General features: G+C 63.6%; 18 protein-coding genes. 6 read left to right on the top strand and 12 right to left on the bottom strand.

Annotated elements, in window-relative coordinates; translation table 11 throughout:
- Nucleotides 1-70: 70 nt before the first annotated feature.
- The 8 genes from CAG18_RS14860 to ppsA form a co-directional block, all read right to left on the bottom strand.
- Entirely contained in the window at nt 71-1,108 is a 1,038-nt protein-coding gene (locus CAG18_RS14860; RefSeq protein WP_004376136.1) for an OmpA family protein, read from the bottom strand.
- A 111-nt stretch (nt 1,109-1,219) separates the two neighbouring features.
- A complete protein-coding gene (gene sigX / locus CAG18_RS14855; RefSeq protein ID WP_003248665.1) occupies nt 1,220-1,786 on the bottom strand; it encodes an RNA polymerase sigma factor SigX in 567 nt (188 codons plus the stop codon).
- Nucleotides 1,787-1,898: 112 nt separating this feature from the next.
- Nucleotides 1,899-2,723: a mechanosensitive ion channel domain-containing protein gene (locus CAG18_RS14850; RefSeq protein ID WP_004376138.1), complete on the bottom strand. Its 825-nt coding sequence runs from the start codon at nt 2,721-2,723 to the stop codon at nt 1,899-1,901.
- Between the two features lie 2 nt (nt 2,724-2,725).
- On the bottom strand, nt 2,726-2,998 hold the full coding sequence (locus CAG18_RS14845; RefSeq protein WP_004376140.1) for a hypothetical protein: 273 nt from the start codon (nt 2,996-2,998) through the stop codon (nt 2,726-2,728).
- Nucleotides 2,999-3,212: 214 nt separating this feature from the next.
- On the bottom strand, nt 3,213-4,208 hold the full coding sequence (locus tag CAG18_RS14840; protein WP_013971669.1) for a zinc transporter ZntB: 996 nt from the start codon (nt 4,206-4,208) through the stop codon (nt 3,213-3,215).
- A gap of 27 nt (nt 4,209-4,235) precedes the next feature.
- Entirely contained in the window at nt 4,236-4,727 is a 492-nt protein-coding gene (gene rraA / locus CAG18_RS14835; RefSeq protein WP_015269495.1) for a ribonuclease E activity regulator RraA, read from the bottom strand.
- Between the two features lie 213 nt (nt 4,728-4,940).
- Nucleotides 4,941-5,933, bottom strand: coding sequence for an alpha/beta fold hydrolase (locus tag CAG18_RS14830; RefSeq protein WP_235891299.1), 993 nt, complete (start codon nt 5,931-5,933; stop codon nt 4,941-4,943).
- A 102-nt stretch (nt 5,934-6,035) separates the two neighbouring features.
- On the bottom strand, nt 6,036-8,411 hold the full coding sequence (gene ppsA, locus CAG18_RS14825; protein ID WP_015269493.1) for a phosphoenolpyruvate synthase: 2,376 nt from the start codon (nt 8,409-8,411) through the stop codon (nt 6,036-6,038).
- A gap of 177 nt (nt 8,412-8,588) precedes the next feature.
- On the opposite strand from ppsA, the gene CAG18_RS14820 reads away from it, so the two are divergent.
- On the top strand, nt 8,589-9,407 hold the full coding sequence (locus CAG18_RS14820) for a pyruvate, water dikinase regulatory protein (RefSeq protein ID WP_024086557.1): 819 nt from the start codon (nt 8,589-8,591) through the stop codon (nt 9,405-9,407).
- A gap of 163 nt (nt 9,408-9,570) precedes the next feature.
- Here CAG18_RS14820 and CAG18_RS14815 read toward each other — a convergent pair whose 3' ends face one another.
- Complete coding sequence (locus CAG18_RS14815; RefSeq protein WP_015269491.1) at nt 9,571-14,436, bottom strand: NAD-glutamate dehydrogenase; 4,866 nt, start codon at nt 14,434-14,436, stop codon at nt 9,571-9,573.
- Between the two features lie 274 nt (nt 14,437-14,710).
- On the opposite strand from CAG18_RS14815, the gene CAG18_RS14810 reads away from it, so the two are divergent.
- On the top strand, nt 14,711-15,064 hold the full coding sequence (locus tag CAG18_RS14810; RefSeq protein WP_085721112.1) for a hypothetical protein: 354 nt from the start codon (nt 14,711-14,713) through the stop codon (nt 15,062-15,064).
- 159 nt (nt 15,065-15,223) lie between these two features.
- On the opposite strand, the gene CAG18_RS14805 is transcribed toward CAG18_RS14810, so the two are convergent.
- Nucleotides 15,224-16,129, bottom strand: a complete 906-nt coding sequence (locus tag CAG18_RS14805) for a LysR family transcriptional regulator (RefSeq protein ID WP_061552298.1) — start codon at nt 16,127-16,129, stop codon at nt 15,224-15,226.
- 124 nt (nt 16,130-16,253) lie between these two features.
- On the opposite strand from CAG18_RS14805, the gene lysA reads away from it, so the two are divergent.
- From lysA to CAG18_RS14790, 3 genes are all read left to right on the top strand, one after another.
- On the top strand, nt 16,254-17,486 hold the full coding sequence (gene lysA / locus CAG18_RS14800) for a diaminopimelate decarboxylase (RefSeq protein WP_085721162.1): 1,233 nt from the start codon (nt 16,254-16,256) through the stop codon (nt 17,484-17,486).
- 234 nt (nt 17,487-17,720) lie between these two features.
- A complete protein-coding gene (locus CAG18_RS14795; protein ID WP_085721111.1) occupies nt 17,721-18,164 on the top strand; it encodes an acetyltransferase in 444 nt (147 codons plus the stop codon).
- Nucleotides 18,165-18,222: 58 nt separating this feature from the next.
- A complete protein-coding gene (locus tag CAG18_RS14790; protein ID WP_085721110.1) occupies nt 18,223-18,960 on the top strand; it encodes a GntR family transcriptional regulator in 738 nt (245 codons plus the stop codon).
- Nucleotides 18,961-19,027: 67 nt separating this feature from the next.
- On the opposite strand, the gene CAG18_RS14785 is transcribed toward CAG18_RS14790, so the two are convergent.
- A complete protein-coding gene (locus CAG18_RS14785) occupies nt 19,028-22,108 on the bottom strand; it encodes a MexW/MexI family multidrug efflux RND transporter permease subunit (RefSeq protein ID WP_085721109.1) in 3,081 nt (1,026 codons plus the stop codon).
- The gene (locus CAG18_RS14780) at nt 22,105-23,202 is read right to left on the bottom strand and encodes an efflux RND transporter periplasmic adaptor subunit (protein ID WP_085721108.1); all 1,098 of its coding nucleotides are present in this window, start codon (nt 23,200-23,202) and stop codon (nt 22,105-22,107) included. Before CAG18_RS14780 ends, CAG18_RS14785 begins: the two co-directional genes overlap by 4 nt.
- Before the next feature lie 85 nt (nt 23,203-23,287).
- Between CAG18_RS14780 and soxR the strand changes: the two genes are divergently transcribed.
- Nucleotides 23,288-23,743, top strand: a complete 456-nt coding sequence (soxR, locus tag CAG18_RS14775) for a redox-sensitive transcriptional activator SoxR (protein ID WP_085721107.1) — start codon at nt 23,288-23,290, stop codon at nt 23,741-23,743.
- Nucleotides 23,744-23,850 lie beyond the last annotated feature (107 nt).

Genomic DNA, 23,850 nt, shown 5'->3' with positions numbered 1-23,850 from the left:
TGAGACCGGATAAATCCCAGGCAAAGAAAAACCCGGCCGAAGCCGGGTTTTTCATGAAGCTTCAAACCAATTACTTGGCCTGGGCTTCTACCTGAGCTTCAACGCGACGGTTGACAGCGCGGCCTTCTTCGGTGGCGTTGTCGGCAACCGGACGGGTTTCGCCGTAGCCAACCGAATCAACACGGCTGGATTCTACGCCGTACTGCTGGGTCAGGACCTGCTTGACAGCGTTGGCACGACGCTCGGACAGCTTCTGGTTGTAAGCGTCTGGGCCGACGGAGTCAGTGTGACCTTCCACGGTGGTGGTGGTCTGTGGGTACTGCTTCATGAAGTCAGCCAGGTTCTTGATGTCGCCGTAGCTGTTTGGCTTGACGACCGACTTGTCGAAGTCGAACTTGACGTCCAGCTCAACGCGAACGACTTCGGCAACAGCCGGGCAGCCATCAGCGTCAACGGTAACGTTGGCCGGGGTGTCAGGGCACTTGTCGACGTTGTCGCAAACGCCGTCGTTGTCGGAGTCGGAGCACACTTCGGCAACTGGGGCCGGAGCGACTTCAGCTTGCTTCGGGCTACCGCCGAAGTTCAGACCAACACCAACGGTCGGGCCCCACTCGGTGTTGCCGTTGTCGATGTTGTACATGGCTTCTACGCCAGCACGGGCGAAGAACATGTCGGTGATGTACCACTTGGCGCCAGCGCCAACGTTGGCGAAGGTGGAGTGGTCGCGGCCGCTACGAGTGGCCTGGCCCAGGCTCTCGTGAGCGAAACCGGCGGAAACGTACGGACGCAGAGCGTCGCCAACGGTACCGAAGTGGTAGGTAGCGTCGAGCTTGGCCTTGGAACCTTTGATGTCTTTGTTGAAGACTTCACCACGAGCGTTGTGGGTCTCGTTGTAGCCGAGGTCCAGGGAAACGTCGTCGGTCAGGAAGTAGCCCAGGCGAACACCAGGATTGGTGCCGTCGTTCTTGAAGTTACGTTCGCTGTCGTAGTACTGCTTGGTAACGTTGCCTTCGATTTCCACAGCGCCTTGGCCTTGAGCCAGAACGCCGAACGAAGTAGCAGCGACGAGCGAGCCAATGGCCAAGCCCAAGGTGTTTTTCAATTTCATCCGTTAAATCCCCATCTGGTGATAGTTAAGCAGTCCCACCACAAACAAGGGGGACAACTCGACGGCAAGTCTAGCAGAACTCGCCGGTTCGTTAGAGATATTTGCACGCCACTAAGTTTCATCGAGGCCGGCAAATTTCTCCCGAAGCTTGTCTAGCGCGCGCTTGTAGCGCATTTTTGTCGCGCTCAGGCCCATGTGCATGATGTCGGCAATTTCCTGAAATTCCAGCTCTGCGACAAAACGCAGCACCAGGATTTCCCGGTCAATCGGGTTCACATGCACCAGCCATTTGTCCAGCCCGCCTTTTTCTTCCGGCTTCGGAGCCTTGTCTTCGGACGCCTCTTCGACAGGGTCCAGACTCAAGGCATCCATCAGCCGACGTTTACGGCGCTCCTTGCGGTACTGGGTAATGCATTCGTTGTAGGTGATGCTGTAGAGCCAGGTCTTGAACTTGGACTTACCCTCGAAGTTCTTCAGCCCGTACAGCACTTTCAACATGACTTCCTGACAGACATCGTCCGCGTCACGGTCGTTCCCCAGATAACGTGCACAGACGTTGAACAGGGTCCGTTGGTAGCGCCGCATGAGCTCCTCATAGGCGCGGGTAACGTGGTACAGCTCTTCATGCGAACGCGCCACCAACTCTTCGTCGGTGAGCTCGCGGGGGTCATAACGCATGGGCGGCGAATGAACTTTATTCAAAACGGATCTGGCCGACAGTCAGGTCAATGTCGCCGCGCGACCCCGTGGGTCGATTTTCGCGGCGGCATACATTAACAGCTTTGTGCGGTTAGCGGCTATTGACTCGCTGCTCAAGCAACTCGCGATTGGACAGCGACACCAGTTCGCCATCATCGGTCAGCAGCGTCGTCTTGACCGTACCGATTTCCTCGATGTGCCCTTCGACCTCTCCAATTCGGACCTGCTGGCCCACCTGATAAAGTTCGCGCACGTAGATGCCGGCCAGGATCTGCCCAGCGATTTCGCGGCTACCGAGGCCCATTGCCAACGCAACGGCCAGACCAACGGTAATCAGCCCGATCACGATCACATGGTTCAGCAGGTCGGTTTTCACCTCCAGCTGGCTGATGGCCACCGAGATGCTGATGATGATCACCAGGCCTTGGGTGATACGCCCCAGGCCTGCCGAGTATTCCAGGCCGATGCCTTCGGCAGCGCCGCGTACCAGGCCGTTGGCCACCTGGGCCAGCAGCACGCCGGCCAGCAGCACCAGGGCTGCGCCGAACACCTTCGGCAGGTAAAGGGCAAGCATGTCGAGGGTTGCCGAAACCCGCTCCAGGCCCAGCGACTCTGCGGCCGAGACCAGGAAGATGAGCAGCACGAACCAGTAGACGATCTTGCCGATCAGGGTGGAGATGGGTACCTGGATGCCGACCCGGCCGAGCATCTTGGTCAGGCCGGTGCCGGCCATCAGGCGGTCCAGGCCGAACTTGGCCAGCAGTTTGGACAGCAGCGTGTCGAGCAGCTTGGCCACCACGAAACCGAGCAGCACCACGACCAGCGCGCCAAACAGGTTGGGGATGAAGTTCGCTACCTTGGTCCAAAGGGCAGTCATGGCGGTGACCAGGCTCTGGGTCCAGAGATCGAGTTCCATATTCAATCGGCCTTATCTGCTTTGCTGCCGTTGGCAGCGTTGCGGGAAGAGTGTCGACGCACCGGCGCAACATGCGCCGCGCCATTGTTCACGGCGATCAGCAGCGCCTGGCTCCAGCGGCCAAGCAGGCTGAACAGATCGCCCGCGCCAACCTGGCGGTTGGCGGTTTTCAGCACGCGACCCAGGCAAGCGGCGTCGTCCCGGTCGTCCCGGTCATTGCCGGAGGGGGACGCCTTGAGCAGGTCGCGCAGGGATTCTTCAAACGGATCGTGCATGGGCACCTCGCGCAGTGTCAGTCAGAGACGAGATGGCCGGTCGATGGGTCACACATCGCATTGGGACGAGTGTTTCAAAATGAATGACGCTTGCCTGCACTGGCCCTATCGCCGGCAAGCCAGCTCCCACAGGGGTACCACAAGCCTTGAAACCTGTGGTGTACCTGTGGGAGCTGGCTTGCCGGCGATAGGGCCGGTGCAGGTCAATGAGCATCTATACCCACCGCAACCGCCGAAACAGCCACCACTGCCCCACCGCAAGCCCCAGCACGACGATGCAGGCGAACAGGAAACCATAGGGGTTTTCCGCCCCGGGGATGCCGCCGACATTGATGCCCAGCAGCCCGGTGATGAAGCTCATGGGCAGGAAGATGCAGGTGATGATGCCGAAGCGGTACATGGTGCGGTTCATGCGCTCGCTACGCCGGCGATCCTGGCTTTCCAGCACCAGCGCGGCACGTTCGCGGGTCAGTTCCAGCTCTTCGAGGTAGCGGATGAGGCTGTTGTTCAGCTCGTTCCAGTAATCGGCATCGGCATCGGCGAACCAGCTCCATTTGCTGCGCGACAACTGGGCGTAGATTTCCCGCTGCGGGGCAAGAAAACGCCGCAGACCGGCGGCACGCCGGCGGATCTGCTGCAGGCTGCCGTTCTCCGGGGTATACCGTTCGTCGGATTCAACCTTTTCTTCCTCAATGTCGGCCAGTTCGGACAGGTCGCTGACCAGGCCCTGAACCTTTTCGGTGAGCAGTTCGCCCATCAGCAGCAACAGCTCGGAAGCCGATTTCGGGCCCCTGCCCTCTTCCAGCTGCTGGAGAATCTCGTCACTGGCGCGCAGCGGCCGCAGGCGCAGCGAGATAACCCGCTGCGCCTCGGCAAAGATACGCACCGAGACCATGTCTTCAGGCTCTGCACCCGGGTTGAGGTTGACCCCACGCAGGAACAGCAACAACTGTTCATCGGCCATGGGCAGCAGGCGCGGCCGGGTGTTTTCTTCCAGCAGCAGCTCGCAGGCGAACGCGCTCAGGCCGCTGTCGTGCAGCAGCCAGGTGCGGGTTTGCGGATGGCTGCGATCCCAGTGCAGCCACAGGCTTTGCTCGGGTTGCAGCTGCAGGTCGTCCAGTTCGGTACGGGCAATCGAGCGCGCGCCACCTTTGCCATCGAGCACCAGGGCGTGCACCAGCCCCCACTGCGCGTTGTCTTCCTCGAACATCAAAGCTCCATCAGCGCGGGCGGCGCCTTACTCAGGCATTTTCAACGGGCTTGGCGAGACCAGCACGCCATTGTTGTCGGCATACACATACTCGCCCGGGCGGAAGGTCACCCCGGCGAAGGTCACTGGCACGTTGAGGTCGCCGATGCCGCGCTTGTCGGTCTTCATCGGGTGGCTGGCCAGGGCCTGCACGCCGACGTCGGTCTGGATCAGCACGTCGACGTCACGCACACAGCCGTAGATCACCAGGCCTTCCCAACCGTTCTTGGCAGCCTTTTCGGCAAGCATGTCGCCGAGCAGTGCGCGACGCAGCGAGCCGCCACCATCGACGACCAGGACCTTGCCCTTGCCATCGAGCTCGACCTGCTCCTTGACCAGCGAGTTGTCTTCGAAGCACTTGATGGTGACGATCTGGCCGCCGAACGAATCGCGGCCGCCGAAATTGCTGAACATCGGTTCCAGCACCTGCACCAGGTCCGGGTAGGCATCACACAGGTCGGGCGTAACGTAATGCTGCATGGGAAGCTCCTGTCAGTCACAACGAAAGCGGGTATCGGCCAAGGCTACACCGTAGAGCCCGTTGCAGTCATCCAGGACCGAACGGTCATGTTTTGCCTGTACCGGCCCTATCGCCGGCAAGCCAGCTCCCACAGGACCCCGCTGGCTTCAGGCTAGTGGTACTCCTGTGGGAGCTGGCTTGCCGGCGATAGGGCCAGTACAGATACAGCAGAATCAACTGGCGGGCACAGGCTCCGCCACCACCGTGGATTCATGCACCGGCACCAGTGGATCCCGCAGCCAACGCTCCACCAGCGGCCACACCTGCACCTGCGCGGCCTTGCTCACCAGCATGTCGACATGCCCGAAAGCGTCGAAGCCTTCCTCGAGCCCCAGCCGCAGAAACTGCTTGCGCTCACCGCCAAATTGCTCGAACAGCTTGCGGCAGGCCCACACCGGGTCCTGGAAGTCCCCCGCACCAGCCACGGCCAGCAGCGGCACATCCACCTTGGCCAGCCCCGCCCACCAGTCGCTCTGTTTGTCGCCAAAGCGCCCAAACAGGCCATGCCAGCGCATGCTTTCCAGGGCCAGGCCGATCGGCTCATCCTCCGGCCCACGTTTGAAACGCGGCCCGGAAATCTGCCCCCAGCGCTTGAGCAGCAGCTTGGCCCCCCAGGCCAGCGGTGGCACCTTCAGCGGCCAGTACACGCGGCTGATCTGGGTACCGAACAGCGCCACGCTGGCCACCTGTTCGGCAGCCAGAAAACCACCGCCCAGCGCTGCCGCCAGGGTCGTGCCGCCCAGGGAATGGCCGACCCAGTGCGGCGTCTGGCCCGACTGCTCGCGCACGAACGCGGCAATCAGCGGCAGGTCATCGCGGGCATAGGCGGCAACGCTGTTGTGCTTCCAGTCATGGTTGCGCGGCGACAGGCCATGGCCGCGCATTTCCGGGATCCACACATCGAAGCCGGCGCGGGCGAGATAGGCGCCCAGGCCAACCCCTTTGGGGGAATACCAGAAGCGGCGGTTGGAGAAGCTGCCGTGCAGGAGAATGACCGGTACGCCCTGGGCCTGGCCCTGATCGGCCAGCCCCAGGCGGGTGACAGCCAGCTCGACGCTGGGGTCAGGGCTGTTGCCGGCCTTGATCCGGTACACGTCTTCGCTGAGGTCGCCGCGGCGTTCGGCACTGAGCAGGGCCACGGGGAATAGAGTGCTGCTGCTTTGCATAAGGTTGCTTGGTGCACAAAAAAGGGCGGGATCCATTGCTGGAGCTCGCCCTGGAAAAAACCAGGCGGGGGTACGCCAGACGTACCCCCGCGTTTTACTGCATCAGACCGCGCCCTGGCCTTCAGCCAGGTAGAACCAGGTTTCGAGTACCGAGTCCGGGTTCAGCGACACGCTGTCGATACCCTGCTCCATCAGCCACTTGGCCAGGTCCGGGTGGTCCGACGGGCCCTGGCCGCAGATGCCGATGTACTTGCCAGCCTTGTTGCACGCGGCAATGGCGTTGGCCAGCAGCTTCTTCACCGCAGGGTTACGCTCGTCGAACAGATGGGCGATGATGCCCGAGTCACGGTCCAGGCCCAGGGTCAGCTGGGTCAGGTCGTTGGAGCCGATCGAGAAGCCGTCGAAGTACTCCAGGAACTCTTCGGCGAGGATGGCGTTGGACGGCAGTTCGCACATCATGATCACGCGCAGGCCGTTGTCGCCGCGGGCCAGGCCGTTTTCGGCAAGCAGGTCGACGACCTGGCTGGCTTCACCCAGGGTGCGTACGAACGGCACCATGATCTCGACGTTGGTCAGGCCCATCTCGTTGCGCACGCGCTTGAGCGCACGGCACTCGAGCTCGAAGCAGTCACGGAACGATTCGCTGATGTAGCGCGAAGCGCCACGGAAGCCCAGCATCGGGTTTTCTTCTTCCGGCTCGTACAGCTTGCCGCCGATCAGGTTGGCGTACTCGTTGGACTTGAAGTCCGACAGGCGCACGATGACCTTTTTCGGGTAGAAGGCCGCAGCCAGGGTGCTGATGCCTTCGACCAGCTTCTCGACGTAGAAGCCGACCGGGTCGTTGTAGCCGGCGATGCGCTTGTCGACGCTGTCCTTCAGGTCGGCTGGCAGGCCGGCGTAGTTCAGCAGTGCCTTGGGGTGCACGCCGATCATGCGGTTGATGATGAACTCCAGGCGCGCCAGGCCGACACCGGCGTTGGGCAACTGGGCGAAATCGAACGCACGGTCCGGGTTGCCGACGTTCATCATGATCTTGAACGGCAGGTCGGGCATGGCGTCGACCGAGTTCTGCTTGACGTCGAAGCCCAGCTCGCCCTCGAAGATGAAGCCGGTGTCGCCTTCGGCACAGGACACGGTCACACCCTGGCCGTCTTTCAGCACCTGGGTGGCGTTGCCGCAACCGACCACAGCCGGGATGCCCAGCTCACGGGCGATGATCGCCGCGTGGCAGGTACGCCCGCCACGGTTGGTGACGATGGCGCTGGCGCGCTTCATCACCGGTTCCCAGTCCGGGTCGGTCATGTCGGAGACCAGCACGTCGCCCGGCTGGACCTTGTCCATTTCCGATACGTCGTTGATCACGCGGACCTTGCCGGCGCCGATGCGCTGGCCAATGGCGCGGCCTTCGACCAGAACGGTGCCTTTTTCTTTCAGCAGGTAGCGTTCCATGACGTTGGCGCTGGAGCGGCTCTTCACCGTCTCGGGGCGCGCCTGGACGATGTACAGCTTGCCGTCGTCACCGTCCTTGGCCCATTCGATGTCCATCGGGCGCTGGTAGTGCTGCTCGATGATCATGGCCTGCTTGGCCAGCTCGCTGACCTCGGCATCGGTCAGGCAGAAGCGCGCGCGCTCGGCGCGGTCCACTTCGACGGTCTTGACCGAACGGCCGGCCTTGGCTTCTTCGCCATAGACCATCTTGATCGCCTTGCTGCCCAGGTTGCGGCGCAGGATGGCCGGGCGGCCTGCCTGCAGGGTGTTCTTGTGCACGTAGAATTCGTCAGGGTTGACCGCACCCTGCACCACGGTTTCGCCCAGGCCGTAGGCGCCGGTGATGAACACCACGTCGCGGAAGCCCGACTCGGTGTCGAGGGTGAACATGACGCCGGCGGTGCCGGTTTCGGAGCGGACCATGCGCTGCACGCCGGCGGACAGGGCCACCAGCTTGTGGTCGAAGCCCTGGTGCACGCGGTAGGCGATGGCACGGTCGTTGAACAGCGAGGCGAACACTTCCTTGGCCGCGCGGATCACGTTGTCGACGCCGCGGATGTTGAGGAAGGTTTCCTGTTGGCCGGCGAACGAGGCGTCCGGCAGGTCTTCGGCGGTGGCCGAGGAACGCACGGCAACGGCCATGTTGTCGTTGCCGGCAGCCATTTCGGCGAAGGCCGTACGGATTTCCGAATCCAGACGTGCCGGGAAGTCGGCTTCCATGACCCACTGGCGAATCTGCGCGCCGGTCTTGGTCAGGGCGTTGATGTCATCCACATCGAGTGCGTCGAGCGCGGCATGGATACGGTCGTTGAGACCACTCTGTTCGAGAAAATCGCGGTACGCCTGCGCCGTAGTGGCAAAGCCGCCCGGCACCGATACACCAGCACCTGCGAGGTTGCTGATCATCTCGCCCAGGGATGCGTTCTTGCCCCCCACATGCTCCACATCATGGACGCCGAGCTTATCGAGGGAAACTACGTACTCTACCAAGGTGATCTCTCCACTAACTGTGTTGGAAAAGCTCAAGGGCGCCCGCCTGCCTTCGTTGACTTGGCCGGACGCTTGTGGCCTGTACCTGGAAAATAAGTGAGAATGCCGACAGCCGCATTCGGCAAACCGAACTTATCATATCCAAGAAACGTCATCAGCTTAAGGCCCAGATCGCAAATGAAACGAACCGCGTTCTTCATCTCCGACGGCACCGGCATCACCGCCGAAACCCTGGGCCAGAGTTTGCTCGCTCAATTCGAGAGCATTCCGTTCAATAAATTCACCCGTCCCTACATCGATTCGCCGGAAAAGGCGCGGACCATGGTCCAGCAAATCAACGCTGCGGCCGAGCGCGATGGTGTACGCCCGATCATCTTCGATACCATCGTCAATCAGGACATCCGTGAGATCCTGGCTACCTCGAATGGCTTCATGATCGACATCTTTTCTTCGTTTTTGTCCCCGCTTGAACAAGAATTGACTGCCCATTCGTCGTATTCAGTCGGCAAGTCGCACTCCATTGGCGGCAATTCCAACTACATGGAGCGCATCGAGGCGGTGAATTTCGCCCTGGACAATGACGATGGCGCACGCACCCACTACTACGACAAGGCCGACCTGATCCTGGTAGGTGTATCGCGCTGCGGCAAGACCCCCACCTGCCTGTACATGGCCATGCAGTTCGGCATCCGCGCCGCCAACTACCCGCTGACCGAGGACGACATGGAGCGCCTGCAGCTGCCGGCGGTGCTGAAAAAGCACCATAACAAGCTGTTCGGCCTGACCATCGATCCCGACCGCCTCACCGCCATCCGCCACGAGCGCAAACCCAACAGCCGCTATTCCAGCTTTGCCCAGTGCGAGTTCGAAGTGCGCGAGGTGGAAAACCTGTTCCGCCGGGAGAACATTCCCAACATCAATTCCACGCATTTTTCGGTGGAAGAGATTTCGGCGAAGATCCTGGTGGAGAAAGGGGTGGAGCGCAGGTTCAAGTAAGCCGGTACCGGCCTCTTCGCGGGCGCGCCCGCTCCCACAGGTATCACACAAGACTAAAGGTCGGTGGGGACCTGTGGGAGCGGGCATGCCCGCGAAGGGGCCAACACAGGAATACAAAAAAGCCCCGGCATCACTGCCGGGGCTTTTCATTTCAGCTCATGGCTCAGGACGGCACCACCGCCGCCTGCCCGCTCATGGCCAGGTCGACCAGCTCGCGGTTGGCCACCGCGTACATCGCATAATCGGTACCCGTTGCATTGCGCAGGTCATCCAGCATGGCGCGCCAGCGCTCCACCATCACCCGGTGCTGCTCGGCCCACAGCGCCACGCGGGCGTCCATGTCTTCCGGTGCATCGGCCATCTGCAGTACCGAGATGGTGATCGCCCGCTGCTGCAGGTCGATGTCGTCGCGGAACGCCTCGCGGGCCAGCGCCTGCCAGTTGTTCTCCACCGGCAGGTTGCTGATTTCCTGCAGGTACCAGGTCAGGTCCAGTGCGCTGCCCACGGCGAAGAACGCCTTGGCCACCTGCGCCGGGTCATGGCCGGTAACGTCCGAAGCCTCGATGATCGGCAACAGGGTGTACAGGTGGGTAGTACCAGCCACCATGCGCGCCAGCAACTCCGGCACACCAGCCTCGACGAAGCCTTGGTAGCGCACCATCCAGCGCTCGCGGGTCGGGCCTTCGAGCAACTCGTCGAGCTTGAGCCCCAGTTGCGCGATCTTCGGCCCGAAGTGCGCGGTGTCGCGCCCGGCGTCCTGCTCGTTGCGGCGGCTGCGCAGGAACCAGCGGGTGGCACGACGGCCCAGGCGCATCAGCTCGTCCATCAGGGTCAGCTGGATTTCCGCCGGCACCTGGTAGTCCAGAGCCTCGATCTGACGGAACCAGTGCGGCAGGTGGAAGATGTCGCGCACGATCACGTAGGCCCCGGCCACGTTGGCCGGGCTCATGCCGGTCGACTCCTTCAGGCGCTGGACGAAAGTGATGCCCATGTTGTTGACCAGGTCGTTGGCGATCTGGGTGCTGACGATTTCGCGCTTCAGGCGGTGGCGGCGCATGGACTCGGCGAATTTGCTGACCAGCGACGGCGGGAAAGCGGTTTCCATGTCGCGGGTCAGGTAGTCATCGTCCGGCACCAGCGACTTGAGCAGCTGTTCCTTGAGGTCGATCTTGCTGTACGAGATCAACACCGACAGCTCGGCGCGGGTCAGGCCCTGGCCGGCGGCCAGGCGCTCGGCCAACTGCTCTTCGGACGGCAGGAACTCGATGGCACGGTCCAGCTTGCCACGGGCTTCCAGGTCGGCCATCAGACGCTTGTACTCGGCAATCCGCTCGCGGGCGCGGCGGGCCGCCAGCGACAGCGCCTGGGTCTGCTTGTAGTTGTTGCCCAGCACCAGCCCGGCCACTTCGTCGGTCATGCTGCCCAGCAGCTGGTTGCGCTGCTTCTCGGTCATGTCGCCACCCTGCACCACTTCGTTGAGCAGGATCTTGATGTTGACCTCGTGGTCGGAGCAGTCCACGCCGCCGGCGTTGTCGATGAAGTCGGTGTTGGTGGCGCCGCCATGCAGGCCGAACTCGACCCGGCCAAGCTGGGTCATGCCCAGGTTGCCGCCCTCGCCCACCACCTTGCAGCGCAGCTCGTTGCCATTGACCCGCAGCGCGTCGTTGGCCTTGTCGCCGACGTCGGCGTGGCTCTCGGTGCTGGCCTTGACGTAGGTACCGATGCCGCCGTTCCACAGCAGGTCTACCGGTGCCTTGAGCAGCGCATTGAGCAGCTCGGTCGGGGTCAGGCGATCGGCTTCGATGGCGAAGCGCTCTTTCATCTGCGGGCTGATGGCGATGCTCTTGGCACTGCGCGGGAAGATCCCGCCGCCTTCGGACATGATGCTGGTGTCGTAGTCGCTCCAGGCCGAGCGCGGCAGGTCGAACAGGCGCTTGCGCTCGGCAAAGCTGGACGCAGGCTCCGGGTTCGGGTCGATGAAGATGTGCAGGTGGTTGAACGCCGCCACCAATTGCAGCTTGTCGGACATCAGCAGGCCGTTGCCGAACACGTCGCCGGCCATGTCGCCGACGCCAATGACGGTGATCGGGTCTTCCTGCACATTGATGCCGCGCTCGCGGAAGTGGCGCTGCACGCCCACCCAGGCGCCGCGCGCGGTAATGCCCATCTTCTTGTGGTCGTAACCGGCCGAGCCGCCCGAGGCGAAGGCGTCGCCCAGCCAGAAGCCGTAGTCGATGGCGATGCCGTTGGCGATGTCCGAGAAGGTCGCGGTGCCCTTGTCGGCCGCCACCACCAGGTACGGGTCGTCATCGTCATGGCGTACCACGTTGGCCGGCGGCACCACGCCACCGTCCTTCAGGTTGTCGGTGATGTCGAGCAGGCCGGAAATGAAGATGCGGTAGCACGCCACGCCTTCGGCGGCGATCTCGTCACGGCTGCCGCCCAGCGGCAGGCGGCGCGGCAGGAAGCCGCCCTTGGCGCCGACCGGCACGATCACCGAGTTCTTCACCTGCTGGGCTTTCACCAGGCCCAGCACTTCTGTGCGGAAGTCTTCCTCGCGGTCGGACCAGCGCAGGCCGCCGCGGGCGACGTTGCCAAAGCGCAGGTGCACGCCTTCGACCCGTGGCGAGTAGACGAAGATCTCGAACTTGGGCACTGGTTTAGGCAGTTCGGGGATCAGCTTGGGGTTGAACTTGAAGCTGAAGTACGACTTGTTGTGGCCGTTGGCGTCCGGCTGGTAGAAGTTGGTGCGCAGGGTGGCCTTGATCAGGTCCAGGTAGCGACGCAGGATGCGGTCTTCGTTGAGCACCTGCACGTCGTCCAGCGCGGTCAGGATGGCTTGCTCCAGGCGCAGTTGCTTGTCATCCAGGTCTTCCTGGGTGAGCTTGCGCGCCAGGTAGAAGCGGGTCTTGAACAACCGGGTCAGCTCGCGGGCGATGTCGGTGTGGTTGTTCAGGGTACTGGCGATGTAGCCCAGGTCGAAGCCCAGGCGAATCTGCTTCAGGTAACGGGCGTAGGCGCGCAGCAGCGCCACGTCGCGCCATGGCAGGCCGGCGGTCAGCACCAGGCGGTTGAAGGCGTCGTTCTCGGCATCGCCGCGGACGATGTGGATGAAGGCATCCTGCAGGGTGTCGTTGAGCTGCTGGATGTCCAGGCTCAGGCCTTCGCTGTAGGTGAAGGCGAAGTCGTGGATCCAGTAGCCGCGGCCACTGGCATGGCGCAGGCGGTACGGGAACTCGCCGAGTACGCGCAGGCCAAGGTTCTCCAGGATCGGCAGCACGTCGGACAGCGCCAGCGGCGTGTCGGCGTGGTACAGCTTGCAGTGCAGGGTGCGTTCGCCGACCTGGGTCAACGGCTGGTAGAAGCTCATCGCCAGCGGCTTGCTTTCCGACAGGTTCAGCACGTGCTGCAGGTCGACCACTGCCGAGTGCGCGGCGAAGCGCTCGCGGTAGCCGGCCGGGAAACCTTTGGGGAAGTCGGCGAGGATGTTGGTGCCCTGCGCTTCGCCGAAGTTCTCGATCACCAGCGCCGAGTAGTCGTCATGCCACGAACGACAGGCCTGGATCACTTCGCGTTCCAGCTGCTGGGGGTCGATGTCGATGCGGTTTTTCGGGTCTACCCGCAGAATCAGCTGAACACGTGCCAGCACCGATTCGGAGAAGAAGGTCCAGAACTCGCAGTCGCTGGCCTTCAGGCGCTCCATCAGCACCTGCTGGATCTTCTGCCGCACTTCAGTGGAGTAGATTTCCCGCGGTACATAGGCCAGGCAGTAGCAGAAGCGGCCGTATGGGTCCTTGCGCAGGAACACGCGGATCTTGTTGCGTTCCTGGATCTGCACGATCGACATGACGGTGCTGAACAGCTCGTCGACCGGGGTCTGGAACAGGTCGTCGCGCGGCAGTACTTCCAGTACCTGGGCCAGTTCCTTGCCCAGGTGGGCCTTGGGATCGAAGCCCGAGCGGCGCTCGACTTCGGTGACCTTCTGCCGGATATAAGGGATGGCATGCACGCTTTCGCCGTACACCGACGAGGTGTACAGGCCCATGAAGCGGTGTTCCTTGATCACCTTGCCATCGGCGTCCAGCTGGCGGATCGACACGTAGTCCGGGTAGGCCGGGCGGTGTACGCGGCTTGGCAGCGCGGCCTTGGCGAACGACAGCAGCAGCGGTTCGTTGAGGTAGGCCACGGCGTAGTCTTCGATGCGCAGCTCGTCGCTCGTCAGGCCCACGCGCAGGCGACGCGGCAGGCCGAGGAACGACTGCTCGTCGTAGACCATCTGGCCGCCATCGGCGTCGCCCTTGACGGTGAATTCTTCATAGCCCAGGAAGGTGAAGTGGTTGTCCAGCAGCCACTCGAGGAAAGCCTTGACCTCGCCCTTTTCGTTCTGCGCCGGGCCAAAGGCGGTCTGCTCCACCTCCGCAACCACTTCACGCAGCTTGGCCTTCATCGGTTCGAAGTCGGCCACCACCACCCGCACCTCGGCCAGCACCTGCTCGATCTCGCGGGCCAGTACCGTCAGCTCGGCGGCGTTGGCGCAACGGTCGATCTCCATGTACATCAGCGACTCATGGCGTACGTCCTCGCCCTGGGTGCCCTTGGGCAGCAGTTCAAGCAGCTCGCCCTTGGCGCCGCGGCGCACGCTGAGCACGGTGGTCTGCAGGGTGTGGATGCTGTAGCCGCGGCGGTTGAGCTCGGTGCGTACCGAGTCGACCAGGAACGGCAGGTCGTGGTGCAGCACTTCGACCACGCTGTGGGTCGATTGCCAGCCATTACGCTCGTAATCGGGGTTGTACACCCGTACTTGCGGGTATTCGGGGTCGAAACGCTCGATGATGCGCCAGGCTGACAGGGTGCAGCCGGCCAGGTCGGAAAGCCTGCGTTGGGTGAGTTCGTCCAGAGAGATGATGCCGAAGAACTGCTCGGCGAACAGCGCGACTTGTGGCAGGGACTGTTCGCTGATGTGCTGCGCCAGGGCCGCTTGCAGTTGATGCTGGAAGTCGGCTTTGCTGGCTGCGGTGAAGAACGCCATCTGTGGTACTCCGCTTGGGCTTTGTAATAATTGAAGCGTCGCTGCGTGCGCCGTGTACGGATCAACGATAGCCAACCCGTGGCAAGGCGGACGGTAAAACCAGGCGTTGAACGTGCGCAGGCACGCCCAGGGCTCGCCGAAGCTTAACGACTGATCGGTCATCAAGGCTTGCAGCGCTGCGACAATTTCGGTCAAGGGGCGGTAACTTTACGTTTATGCCTGTCGGCAAGACTGTCAGAATTCCCTTCCGTTTCCTTTGATCCGAGCCTTGTCCATGCAAATCAATACTGCCCTGCTGTTCGCCACCCCTTGCGATGACGAGGAAGACAACATGGCGACCCTGTGCTGCCACAGCGACAAGGGTCAGATGTTCCTGCTGACCCGCTACCCGGACGAAGACACCGTCGACCTGACCCTGGATGACGAGCCGTCGACGCTGGATGGCCTGAAAGTGACCCTGAGCGCCAAGCGCCTGCTGATCGAAGTGGCGGCCGGCGACCGGGATGCGCTGGAGGGGGATGAGGTGCTGGAGATCAACCTGACCAGCGAGTTGAGTGACATGGATGAAGTGAAGGAAACCCTGGAGAACATCCTGGCCGGGACCGGCACCTTCGTCTGCGAGCTCTGACATGGTTCATCGAAGCGCTGCGCAGGATCTGTAGGAGCAGCCTTGTGCTGCGAAGAGGCCAGTGCAGTCAGCCAATTTCTTGAAATCCTGCACTGACCTCTTCGCAGCACAAGGCTGCTCCTACAGGAGTCTGCGCAAGGCCCGAAATGGGGAATTGGGTCAGGCCAGTGCCGCCTGCATCTCTTGGGCCTGTTGCCGCAACGCCTGGCAAAACGGCTCCACCGCCGCCGACGCCGGTCGGTGGTCCGGCCTGATCAGCATCACCTGGTACGGCACCGAGACCCGCAACCGCCGAATTGGCAACCCGCCCTGCGCCGCCTCCAGGCCGCTCAGCGGGTTGATGATCGCCACCCCCAGGCCTTGCCTCACCATGGCGCACACCGAGGCAGCACTGGTGGTCTCGATGACCGTGCGGCGGTTCACCCCTGCCGCGCGAAAGTGCTGGTCCAGGCGCTGCCGGTAGGTGTCCAGGCTGGCCAGGTTGATGAAATCGACCTCATGGAAATCGCTCAGCTCCAGCTCGGCCCTGGCCTGCAACGGGTGGCCGTCGGGCAGCACGCACACCATGTTGGCGCTGAACAGCAGTTCGCCGTAGGCGCCACGCGGTATCTGTTCTACCTCGGTCAGGCCCAGGTCATGCTGCTGGGCAACCAGTGACTCCTCCAGCAACGGCGACTCCTGCGCCAGGATACTCACGCTCACGCCCCGGTGCTGCTGGTGAAAGCGCTGGCAAGCCTTGGGCAGCAAGGTCTGGGAAAACAGCGGCAGGCAAGTAATGGCCAGCCGGCCCTGCTCGAAATTGCGGATGGCCTGGGCAAAGCGGTCGATGCGCTCCAGCCCTACGTAGGCCCGCTCAACCTCCTCGATCAACAGCAGCGCCTGGGCCGTCGCCACCAGGCGGCCACCTTCGCGCTCGAACAGGTTCAACCCGGTTACCTGCTCCAGCCGCGCCAGTTCGCGGCTGACGGTGGGCTGCGAGGTGAACAGCAGGCGCGCCGCACCGGTAACGCTGCCAGCGGCCATGATGGCGCGGAACACTTCGATATGGCGGACGGACAGTTTCACGGGCAACACCTGGCAAGTCGGTAATGGTCATATCAGATATGAATGGCTGACAGAAAAATAGCTATTTTTCTGAATTCCTGCTTTGGCTCATCCTCATGACCTTCCTTATATGAGTAGCGCCACCATGACTGCACCCTTCACTCTTCTGGCCGAGGCTGTCCGCCAGCACGGCTCGCCGCTGTGGGCCTACGACGCCGGCACCATCGCCGAGCGTGTCGAACAGCTGAAGGTGTTCGACACCGTGCGCTTCGCCCAGAAGGCCAACCCCAACCTGCATGTGCTGCGCCTGATGCGCGCCCACGGCCTGGTGCTGGACGCAGTGTCGCTGGGCGAAATGGAGCGGGCTTTTGCCGCGGGCGCCAGCGTGGATGGCGACCCTGCCGGCGTGGTGCTGACCTGCGACGCACTGGACCGGCCGACCCTGGAGCGGGTGGTGGCCTCGAAGATCGAAGTCAACGCCGGTTCCATCGACATGCTGCGCCAACTGGGTGAACGCTCGGCCGGCCACCGCGTGTGGATCCGCATCAACCCCGGCTTCGGCCATGGCCACAGCCGCAAGACCAACACCGGCGGCGAAAACAGCAAGCACGGCATCTGGCACGAAGAGCTGGGCGAAGCGCTGGCCTGCGTGAAAACCCATGGCCTGCACCTGGTAGGGGTGCACATGCACATCGGCTCGGGGGTGGATTACCAGCACCTGGAGCAAGTGGCCCGCTCGATGATCGAGCTGATCGGCCGCCTGGGCGTGGACATCGAGGCGTTCTCCATTGGCGGCGGCCTTTCCACCCCGTACCGCAGCAGCGACAAGCCGGTCGACCTGCAACGCTACGCCCGGACCTGGGCCGTGGCCCGCAAGGAAATCGAAGCGATGCTGGGCCACCCCGTGCGCATGGAGATCGAGCCAGGGCGCTTCCTGGTGGCGGAATCGGGCTACCTGGTGGCCGAGGTACGCGCCGTGAAGCAGGTGGGCCGCAACACTTTCGTCATGATCGACGCCGGTTTCAACGACCTGATGCGCCCAGCGATGTACGGGGCCTACCACCGCATGACCCTGCTCGACGCCAACGGCCAACCGGTGGACCGCCCACGGCAGCCGACCGTGGTGGCCGGGCCGCTGTGCGAGTCGGGTGATGTGTTCACCCAGGATGACCAGGAACTGACCCCGCACGACCTGCCCCAGGCGCAGGTGGGTGACCTGCTGGTGATCCACGACGCCGGGGCCTATGGCGCGTCGATGTCATCGAACTACAACAGCCGGCCGTTGCTGCCGGAGTTCCTGATCGAGGATGGAGCGCTACGGATGATTCGCCGCAGGCAGACGGTGCAGGACTTGCTGGGCCTGGAGGCGGGCATCTAGATACCGTTTTTCAGGAAGATTGCCCAGCGCGTTGGGCTGCGCTGCCGCGTAGAGAACTGAATACGCAAGCGGTACGCGTACCCTGTGGGAGCGGCTTTACCCGCGAAAGGGCCGGCCCGGGCAACACATCAGCTGATGCCCTGCCCCACCGTCCATTGCCCCGCCCCACACAATCCGGGTACCCTTTTTCTTCCTCCCGGCCTCCCCGGCCATACACCGCCCAGGCATGACTCCATGATCATTCGCCAAAGTATCGCTGCAGACCACCCGCAACTGCTCGATATCTGGCTGCGCGCCGTGCGCGCCACGCACCACTTTCTGCAAGCGTCCGACATCGACGCACTGCTGCCGCAATTGCGCGACGTCTACTTCCAGGCCGTCGAGCTCTGGGTCGCGGTTGACACCGAAGACCGCCCGCTGGGCTTCATCGGTTTCAATGGCAACCACGTGGAAATGCTTTTCGTCGCCCCCGAGCACCATGGCCAGGGTGTAGGCCGCGCGCTGCTGGACTTCGGCCGCCAGAAGCACAGCGTGATGAGCGTCGATGTCAACGAGCAGAACCCGCAGGCGGTGGGGTTCTACCGGCACTATGGTTTCATCCAGACCGGCCGTTCACCGCTGGATGGCGAAGGCCGGCCGTTCCCCTTGCTGCATATGAGCCTGCCCGCACAGGCTTGATTTCCGGGGCCGCATTGCGCCCCGCCGCTGTTACAAATTCGCGAGACAGACCAAAGGTATGAACCCGACGCGCTATAGCACCGTGGCCAAGGACTTGATGGAAGGCATCGCCAGCGGCCGCTACCCGGTGGGCAGCCTGCTGCCGACCGAGTTCGAGCTGTGCGACCTGTACGACGTGAGCCGACACACGGTGCGCGCGGCGATCAACCAGTTGCTCAACCAAGGGCTGGTATCGCGGCGCAAACGCGTAGGCACCCGGGTGGAGGCCAGCAGCCCTCGCGGTGGCTACTCGCAGTCACTGGCCAGCGTGGCGGACCTGGCGCACCTGGCGGAAACGCAGCAACGGGAAATCCAGGACGTGCGCCACTTCGTCGCCGACCTGAGCGAGGCGGCGCGGCTGGGGTTGGTACCGGGCGAGCACTACTTCTGCGTGTCGAGCATCCGTGTCGACCGCGTGCACAACGCGGCGCCGCTGTGCTGGACCGATGTGTACGCGCAGCGCGACCATGCCGAGGTCATCGAGTTGGCCCGCGAGCACCCCGACCAACTGATTGCGGGGCTGATCGAGCAGCACTATGGCCGGGCGATCGCGGTGGTCGACCAGCAGGTGCGGGCAGTGTTGCTGAGCGCGGAAATGGCCCGGGTGCTGAAGGCCGAGGCAGGCTCGCCGGGGCTGAAGATCATTCGCCATTACCGCGAGGAAAACGGCGACCTGATGGCGGTGTCCGAGACGGTGCACCCGGATGACCGCTTTACCCTGGTTAGCCAGATGCGCCGCGACCGGTCGCCTGGCTGATCAAACCAGCGCCATGCTCGATATCCCAAAACTTGCGCGATCCCTGTAAGCAGTGACCAGGTTTACCTCACATGTCCAGCACCCGCTCAGCCTCCACCAACTGCTGCCCCCGCACCGTGGTCACCCGATGGTCTCGCGCCAGCAAGGCATAGATCGTCGGCAGCACAAACAGGGTAAACAAGGTCCCCACCAGCATCCCGCACACGATCACTACCCCCAGGCCAAAGCGGCTGTTGGCCCCGGCGCCGCTGGCGAACAGCAGCGGCAGCACGCCGAAGGTCATCGCCGCCGTGGTCATCAGCACCGGCCGCAGGCGTATCTGCGCGGCGCGGACGATGGCGGCGGCACGGTCGAGGTTGTCACGCACCTGGATCTCGTTGGCGAACTCCACCATCAGGATGCCGTGCTTGCTGATCAGGCCGATCAGGGTCACCAGGCCGATCTGCGTGTAGATGTTCAGCGTGGCCCAGCCCAGCGCCAGCGGCAGCAGCGCACCGCAGATCGACAGCGGCACGGTCACCAGGATGATCAGCGGGTCCACCAGGCTTTCGTACTGCGCGGCCAGCACCAGGTAGATCACCACCAGGGCGGCGAGAAACGCCCACATCAGGGCAAAGCCCTCCTGCACGTACTGGCGCGACTCCGATTGCCAGTCATGGCTGAAGCCAGGTGGCAGTTCGGCGGCAAGCTGTTCGAGAAATGCCACGGCATTACCCATCGACACACCGGGCGCCGGGATCGCCTGCAGGGTACTGGCGTTCTGCTGGTCGAACTGCAGCAAGCGGTTGGGCGCCACTTCGATGTCCAGGTGCACCACCGTGGCCAGCGGCACCAGGGTGCCGTTTTCGGCGCGCACGTACTGGCGGTTCAGCGCTGCCGGCGTCAGGCGCTGGTCCTGGATGCTTTGCGGGATCACGTCGTAGGAGCGCCCGAACAGGGCGAAGCGGTTGAGGTACTGTTCACCCACCAGCACACCCAGCGACTCGCCGATGGCCTGCATGCTGATGCCCAGGCTGGCCGCCTTGGCGCGGTCGATGCGCACCTTGACCACCGGGTTGTTGTAGTCGAGGTCGCTGTCCACCACGCTGAACAGGCCGCTGTCGCGGGCGCGCTGCTTGATCATTTCCATGGTCTGGTACAGCTCGGGGTAGTCCTGTGCGCTGCGCAACACCATCTGCACCGGCAAGCCACCGCTGGAACCCGGCAGCGAGGCCACCTGGAAGGCGAAGATGCTGCTGCCCTCGATGTCCGCCACGGCCTGCTGCAACTGCGCCTGCACCTGCGCGGCGGAACGCTCTCGGGCCTGCCAGCCACTGAGGTTGATGCCGCCGAAACTGGCGGCCGGGCCGTCGGTGCCGTTGATGATCCAGGTGTCGGTGGTTTCGGCGAGGGACTTCATCACCTGGTCCAGCTTCAGGGCAAAGCGCTCCACATAATCCAGGCTGGCATGCTGCGGGGACTTGATGGCCGTCAGCACCGCCGCCTGGTCCTCGGGCGGGGCCAGTTCGCGCTGCGGCAGCAGGTACAGCCAAGGCAGGCTCAGGCACACCAGAAGCGCCACACCACCACTGATCCAGCGATGCGACAGGGTGTAGGCGAGTACTCGCCCATAGGCCCCGGTCAGCATGCCGAACAGGCGGTCGGCCATGTTGGCCATGGCGCCATGCTGCTTGCCGGGTTGCAACAACAGCGAACTCATCACCGGCGACAGGGTGAGCGCGACGATGCCGGACACGATCACCGCCCCCGCCAGGGTCAGGGCAAACTCACGGAACAGCGTGCCGGTCAGCCCGCCCATCAAGCCGATCGGCGCGTATACGGCGGCCAGGGTCAGGGTCATGGCGATCACCGGCCCGGCGATTTCCCGCGCCCCGGCCAGCGCCGCGGCAATCGGCGACTTGCCCTCTTCGATATGACGGTGCACGTTCTCCACCACCACGATGGCATCGTCCACCACCAGGCCGATGGCCAGCACCATCGCCAGCAAGGTCAGCAGGTTCAGGCTGAAGCCGAACAGCAGCATCAGGCCCGCCGCACCGAGCATCGACAGCGGGATGGCCACCACCGCGATCACCACGCTGCGCAGCGAACCCAGGCACAGCCAGATGACCAGCACCACGATCACCATGGCCTCCACCAGCGTGCGCAGCACCTCGTCGATCGAGGCGTCGATGAAGCGTGCGGTTTCGTAGGCCAGCGCCACCTCCACCCCGGGTGGCAGGGTCTGGCGGATCTGCGGCAGCAGCTGGCGAATACCCTCGACGATCACCAGCGGGTTGCCGGTCGGGGTGGGGAACAGCCCCAGGTGCACGGCGGGCTTGCCGTCCATGGTGGCGCTGGTCTGGGTGGCCGCCGCGCTCAGCTCGACGGTGCCGACATCGCGCAGGCGCACCAGGTCGGTGCCATCGTTGCGGATGATCAGCTCGCGGAAGTCCTCGACCCGGGTCAGGTCGGTGTCCACCTGGATATCGGCCAGCACGTACTGCCCACGCACCTGCCCCGGCGTCGCCTGGTAGTTGTTGGCACGCACCGCCTGTGCCACGTCGGCAGCCGTCACCCCGCGCCCGGCCATCTGTTCGCTGTCCAGCCAAAGGCGCATGGCCAGGCGCTGCCCGCCGAACGACTGCACCTTGGCCACACCGTCGATGCCGGAGAACTGCGGTTCCACCACCCGCGACAGGTAATCGCTCAGTTCGGGTATCGACAAGGTTTCGCTGGCAAAGCCCACGTAGGCCACCGCCGTGGAGTCACCTGCCGAGAGCTCCACCACCGGGTCGTAGGCCTTTTCCGGCAGGCGATAGCGCACCTGGTTGACCTTGGCCATGGTCTCGGCAAGCGCCTGGGTCGAATCGCGGTTGAGCACCATGCGCAAGGTGATCAGGCTGCGCCCCTGCTGCGACGACGAGGACAGGTAGTCGATGCCTTCGACCGACGACACCGCCTGGGTGATCGGCTGGGTCACGAAGCCTTGCATCAGCTCGGCAGAGGCGCCCGGGTACTCGGTGCTGATGGTGATGGTGGAAGTTTCCAGCAGCGGGTACTGGCGGATCGGCAGCTTGCCCATGGCAAACAGCCCCAACAGGATGATCAGGCTGCTGACCACCAGCGCCAGCACCGGGCGGCGGACAAAGAGGTCGGTGAACTTCACGATTGCCGCCCTCCCTGGCTGGCCTGCAGGCTGTCCTGAGCCACTGGCTCGACCGGCATGCCGTCGCTCAGTTTCAACTGGCCGGAAACCACCACCTGGTCACCGGGTGCCAGGCCTGAGGTGATCTCCACCCGCCCCTGCCAGCGCTCACCGGTAGTCACCCGCACCCGGCTGACCCGGGTGCCCTGTTCAGGGTCCCGGGTAGCGACGAACACCGTCTGCCCGTAGGCGGTGTAGGTGATCGCGGTTTCCGGCACGGCCAGCACGCTTGACGGCTGCGCGGCATCCAGGCGCACGCCGGCGTACATACCCGGCTGCAACTGCCCGCCCGGGTTCGGCAAGGCCGCCTGCACCTGCACCAGGCGCGCCTTGCTCACCACCGGGTCCACCGCGACCACCCGGGCCTGGAAGTCCTGCCCGCGCACCGCATCCACCGTCAGCGCCAGCAGTTGCCCCACGTGCACTTCGGGGGCGGCTTGTTCGCCCAGGGAAAAATTGACGTACAGCTGGCTGATGTCGGCCAGGCTGGCGATGGTCTCACCGGCGCTCAGGTACTGGCCCTGATGCACCCGGCGAATGCCGAGCTTGCCGGCAAACGGCGCGCGTATCGCCTTCTGCGCGATCAGCGCCTCGACATGCTGCAGCTCACCGCTTGCCACGTCCACGGCGGTGGCCGCATTGTCGAGCAGCTCCTGTGACACGGCGTTCACCGCGCGCAGCTTGCGGCTGCGCTGCAGCACCACTTCGGCATTGCGCAGCCTGGCGCGCAACTGCACGCGCTGGGCCTGCTCCGGGGCATCGTTGAGCTGTACCAGCAATTGCCCTGCACTCACCCATTGCCCCGACTCGAAGGCGATGCGGGTGATGCGCCCCGCCGTCTCGGCCGCCACCTGTACCTGGTTGACCGCCTCCAGCTCCCCCGAGGCAAAGTTCTGCCGTGCCAGCTGCACTTGCTCGGCCGTGGCCAGGGCCACCTTGGTCGCTGGCCATGCCGCCGCAGCCGGCGGCGCCGAGCCACTGCCGACCAATGCATAGGCAGCGGCCAGCACACCTGCAACAGCGCCAGCCCAGGCCAGTAACGTCCTTTTGTTCATGCAGTGCTCCGATCATCAGGGAAAGCGGTTGCGGGGAAGATCGGGCAGGACTATAAGAGCTCGAGTTAACTTGAGGTCAACAGGCATGGCAGTGGACAACACACGGATGCTAACGGTAGGGGAAGTGGCCAAACGCAGCGGCGTGGCGGTTTCTGCGCTGCACTTCTACGAGACCAAGGGGCTGATCGCCAGCGTCCGTACGGCGGGTAACCAGCGCCGCTATCCTTCACTGGTGCTGCGCACGCTGGCCATCATCAAGGTGGCGCAGCGCACGGGTATTCCGCTTGACGAGATCAAGCAGGCCTTCAGCCGCTATGCGCCCAACAGTAAGCTCACGGCAGCGCAATGGGGCGAGATGTCGACCGCCTGGCGCGAAGACCTGAACGCCCGCATTCGTACTCTGGAAGCGTTGCGCGACAGCCTGGACAACTGCATTGGTTGCGGCTGCCTGTCGCTGGAAGATTGCCCACTGCGCAACCCCGAGGATGTGCTGGGCAAGGAAGGTACCGGGCCGCGGATTCTGGAGAAGAAGGCCCGATAAGGCATGCACTCCACTTTGTAGGAGCAGCCTTGTGCTGCGAAGAGGCCGGTACAGGCAACAGATACGCATTGTCATTACTGGCCTCTTCGCAGCACAAGGCTGCTCCT

Source organism: Pseudomonas sp. B22(2017) (genome assembly GCF_002113105.1).
Classification (GTDB): domain Bacteria; phylum Pseudomonadota; class Gammaproteobacteria; order Pseudomonadales; family Pseudomonadaceae; genus Aquipseudomonas; species Aquipseudomonas asiatica.
Note: the sequence above shows the minus strand (reverse complement) of the source record. Positions and strands in the feature narration are given on the sequence as shown.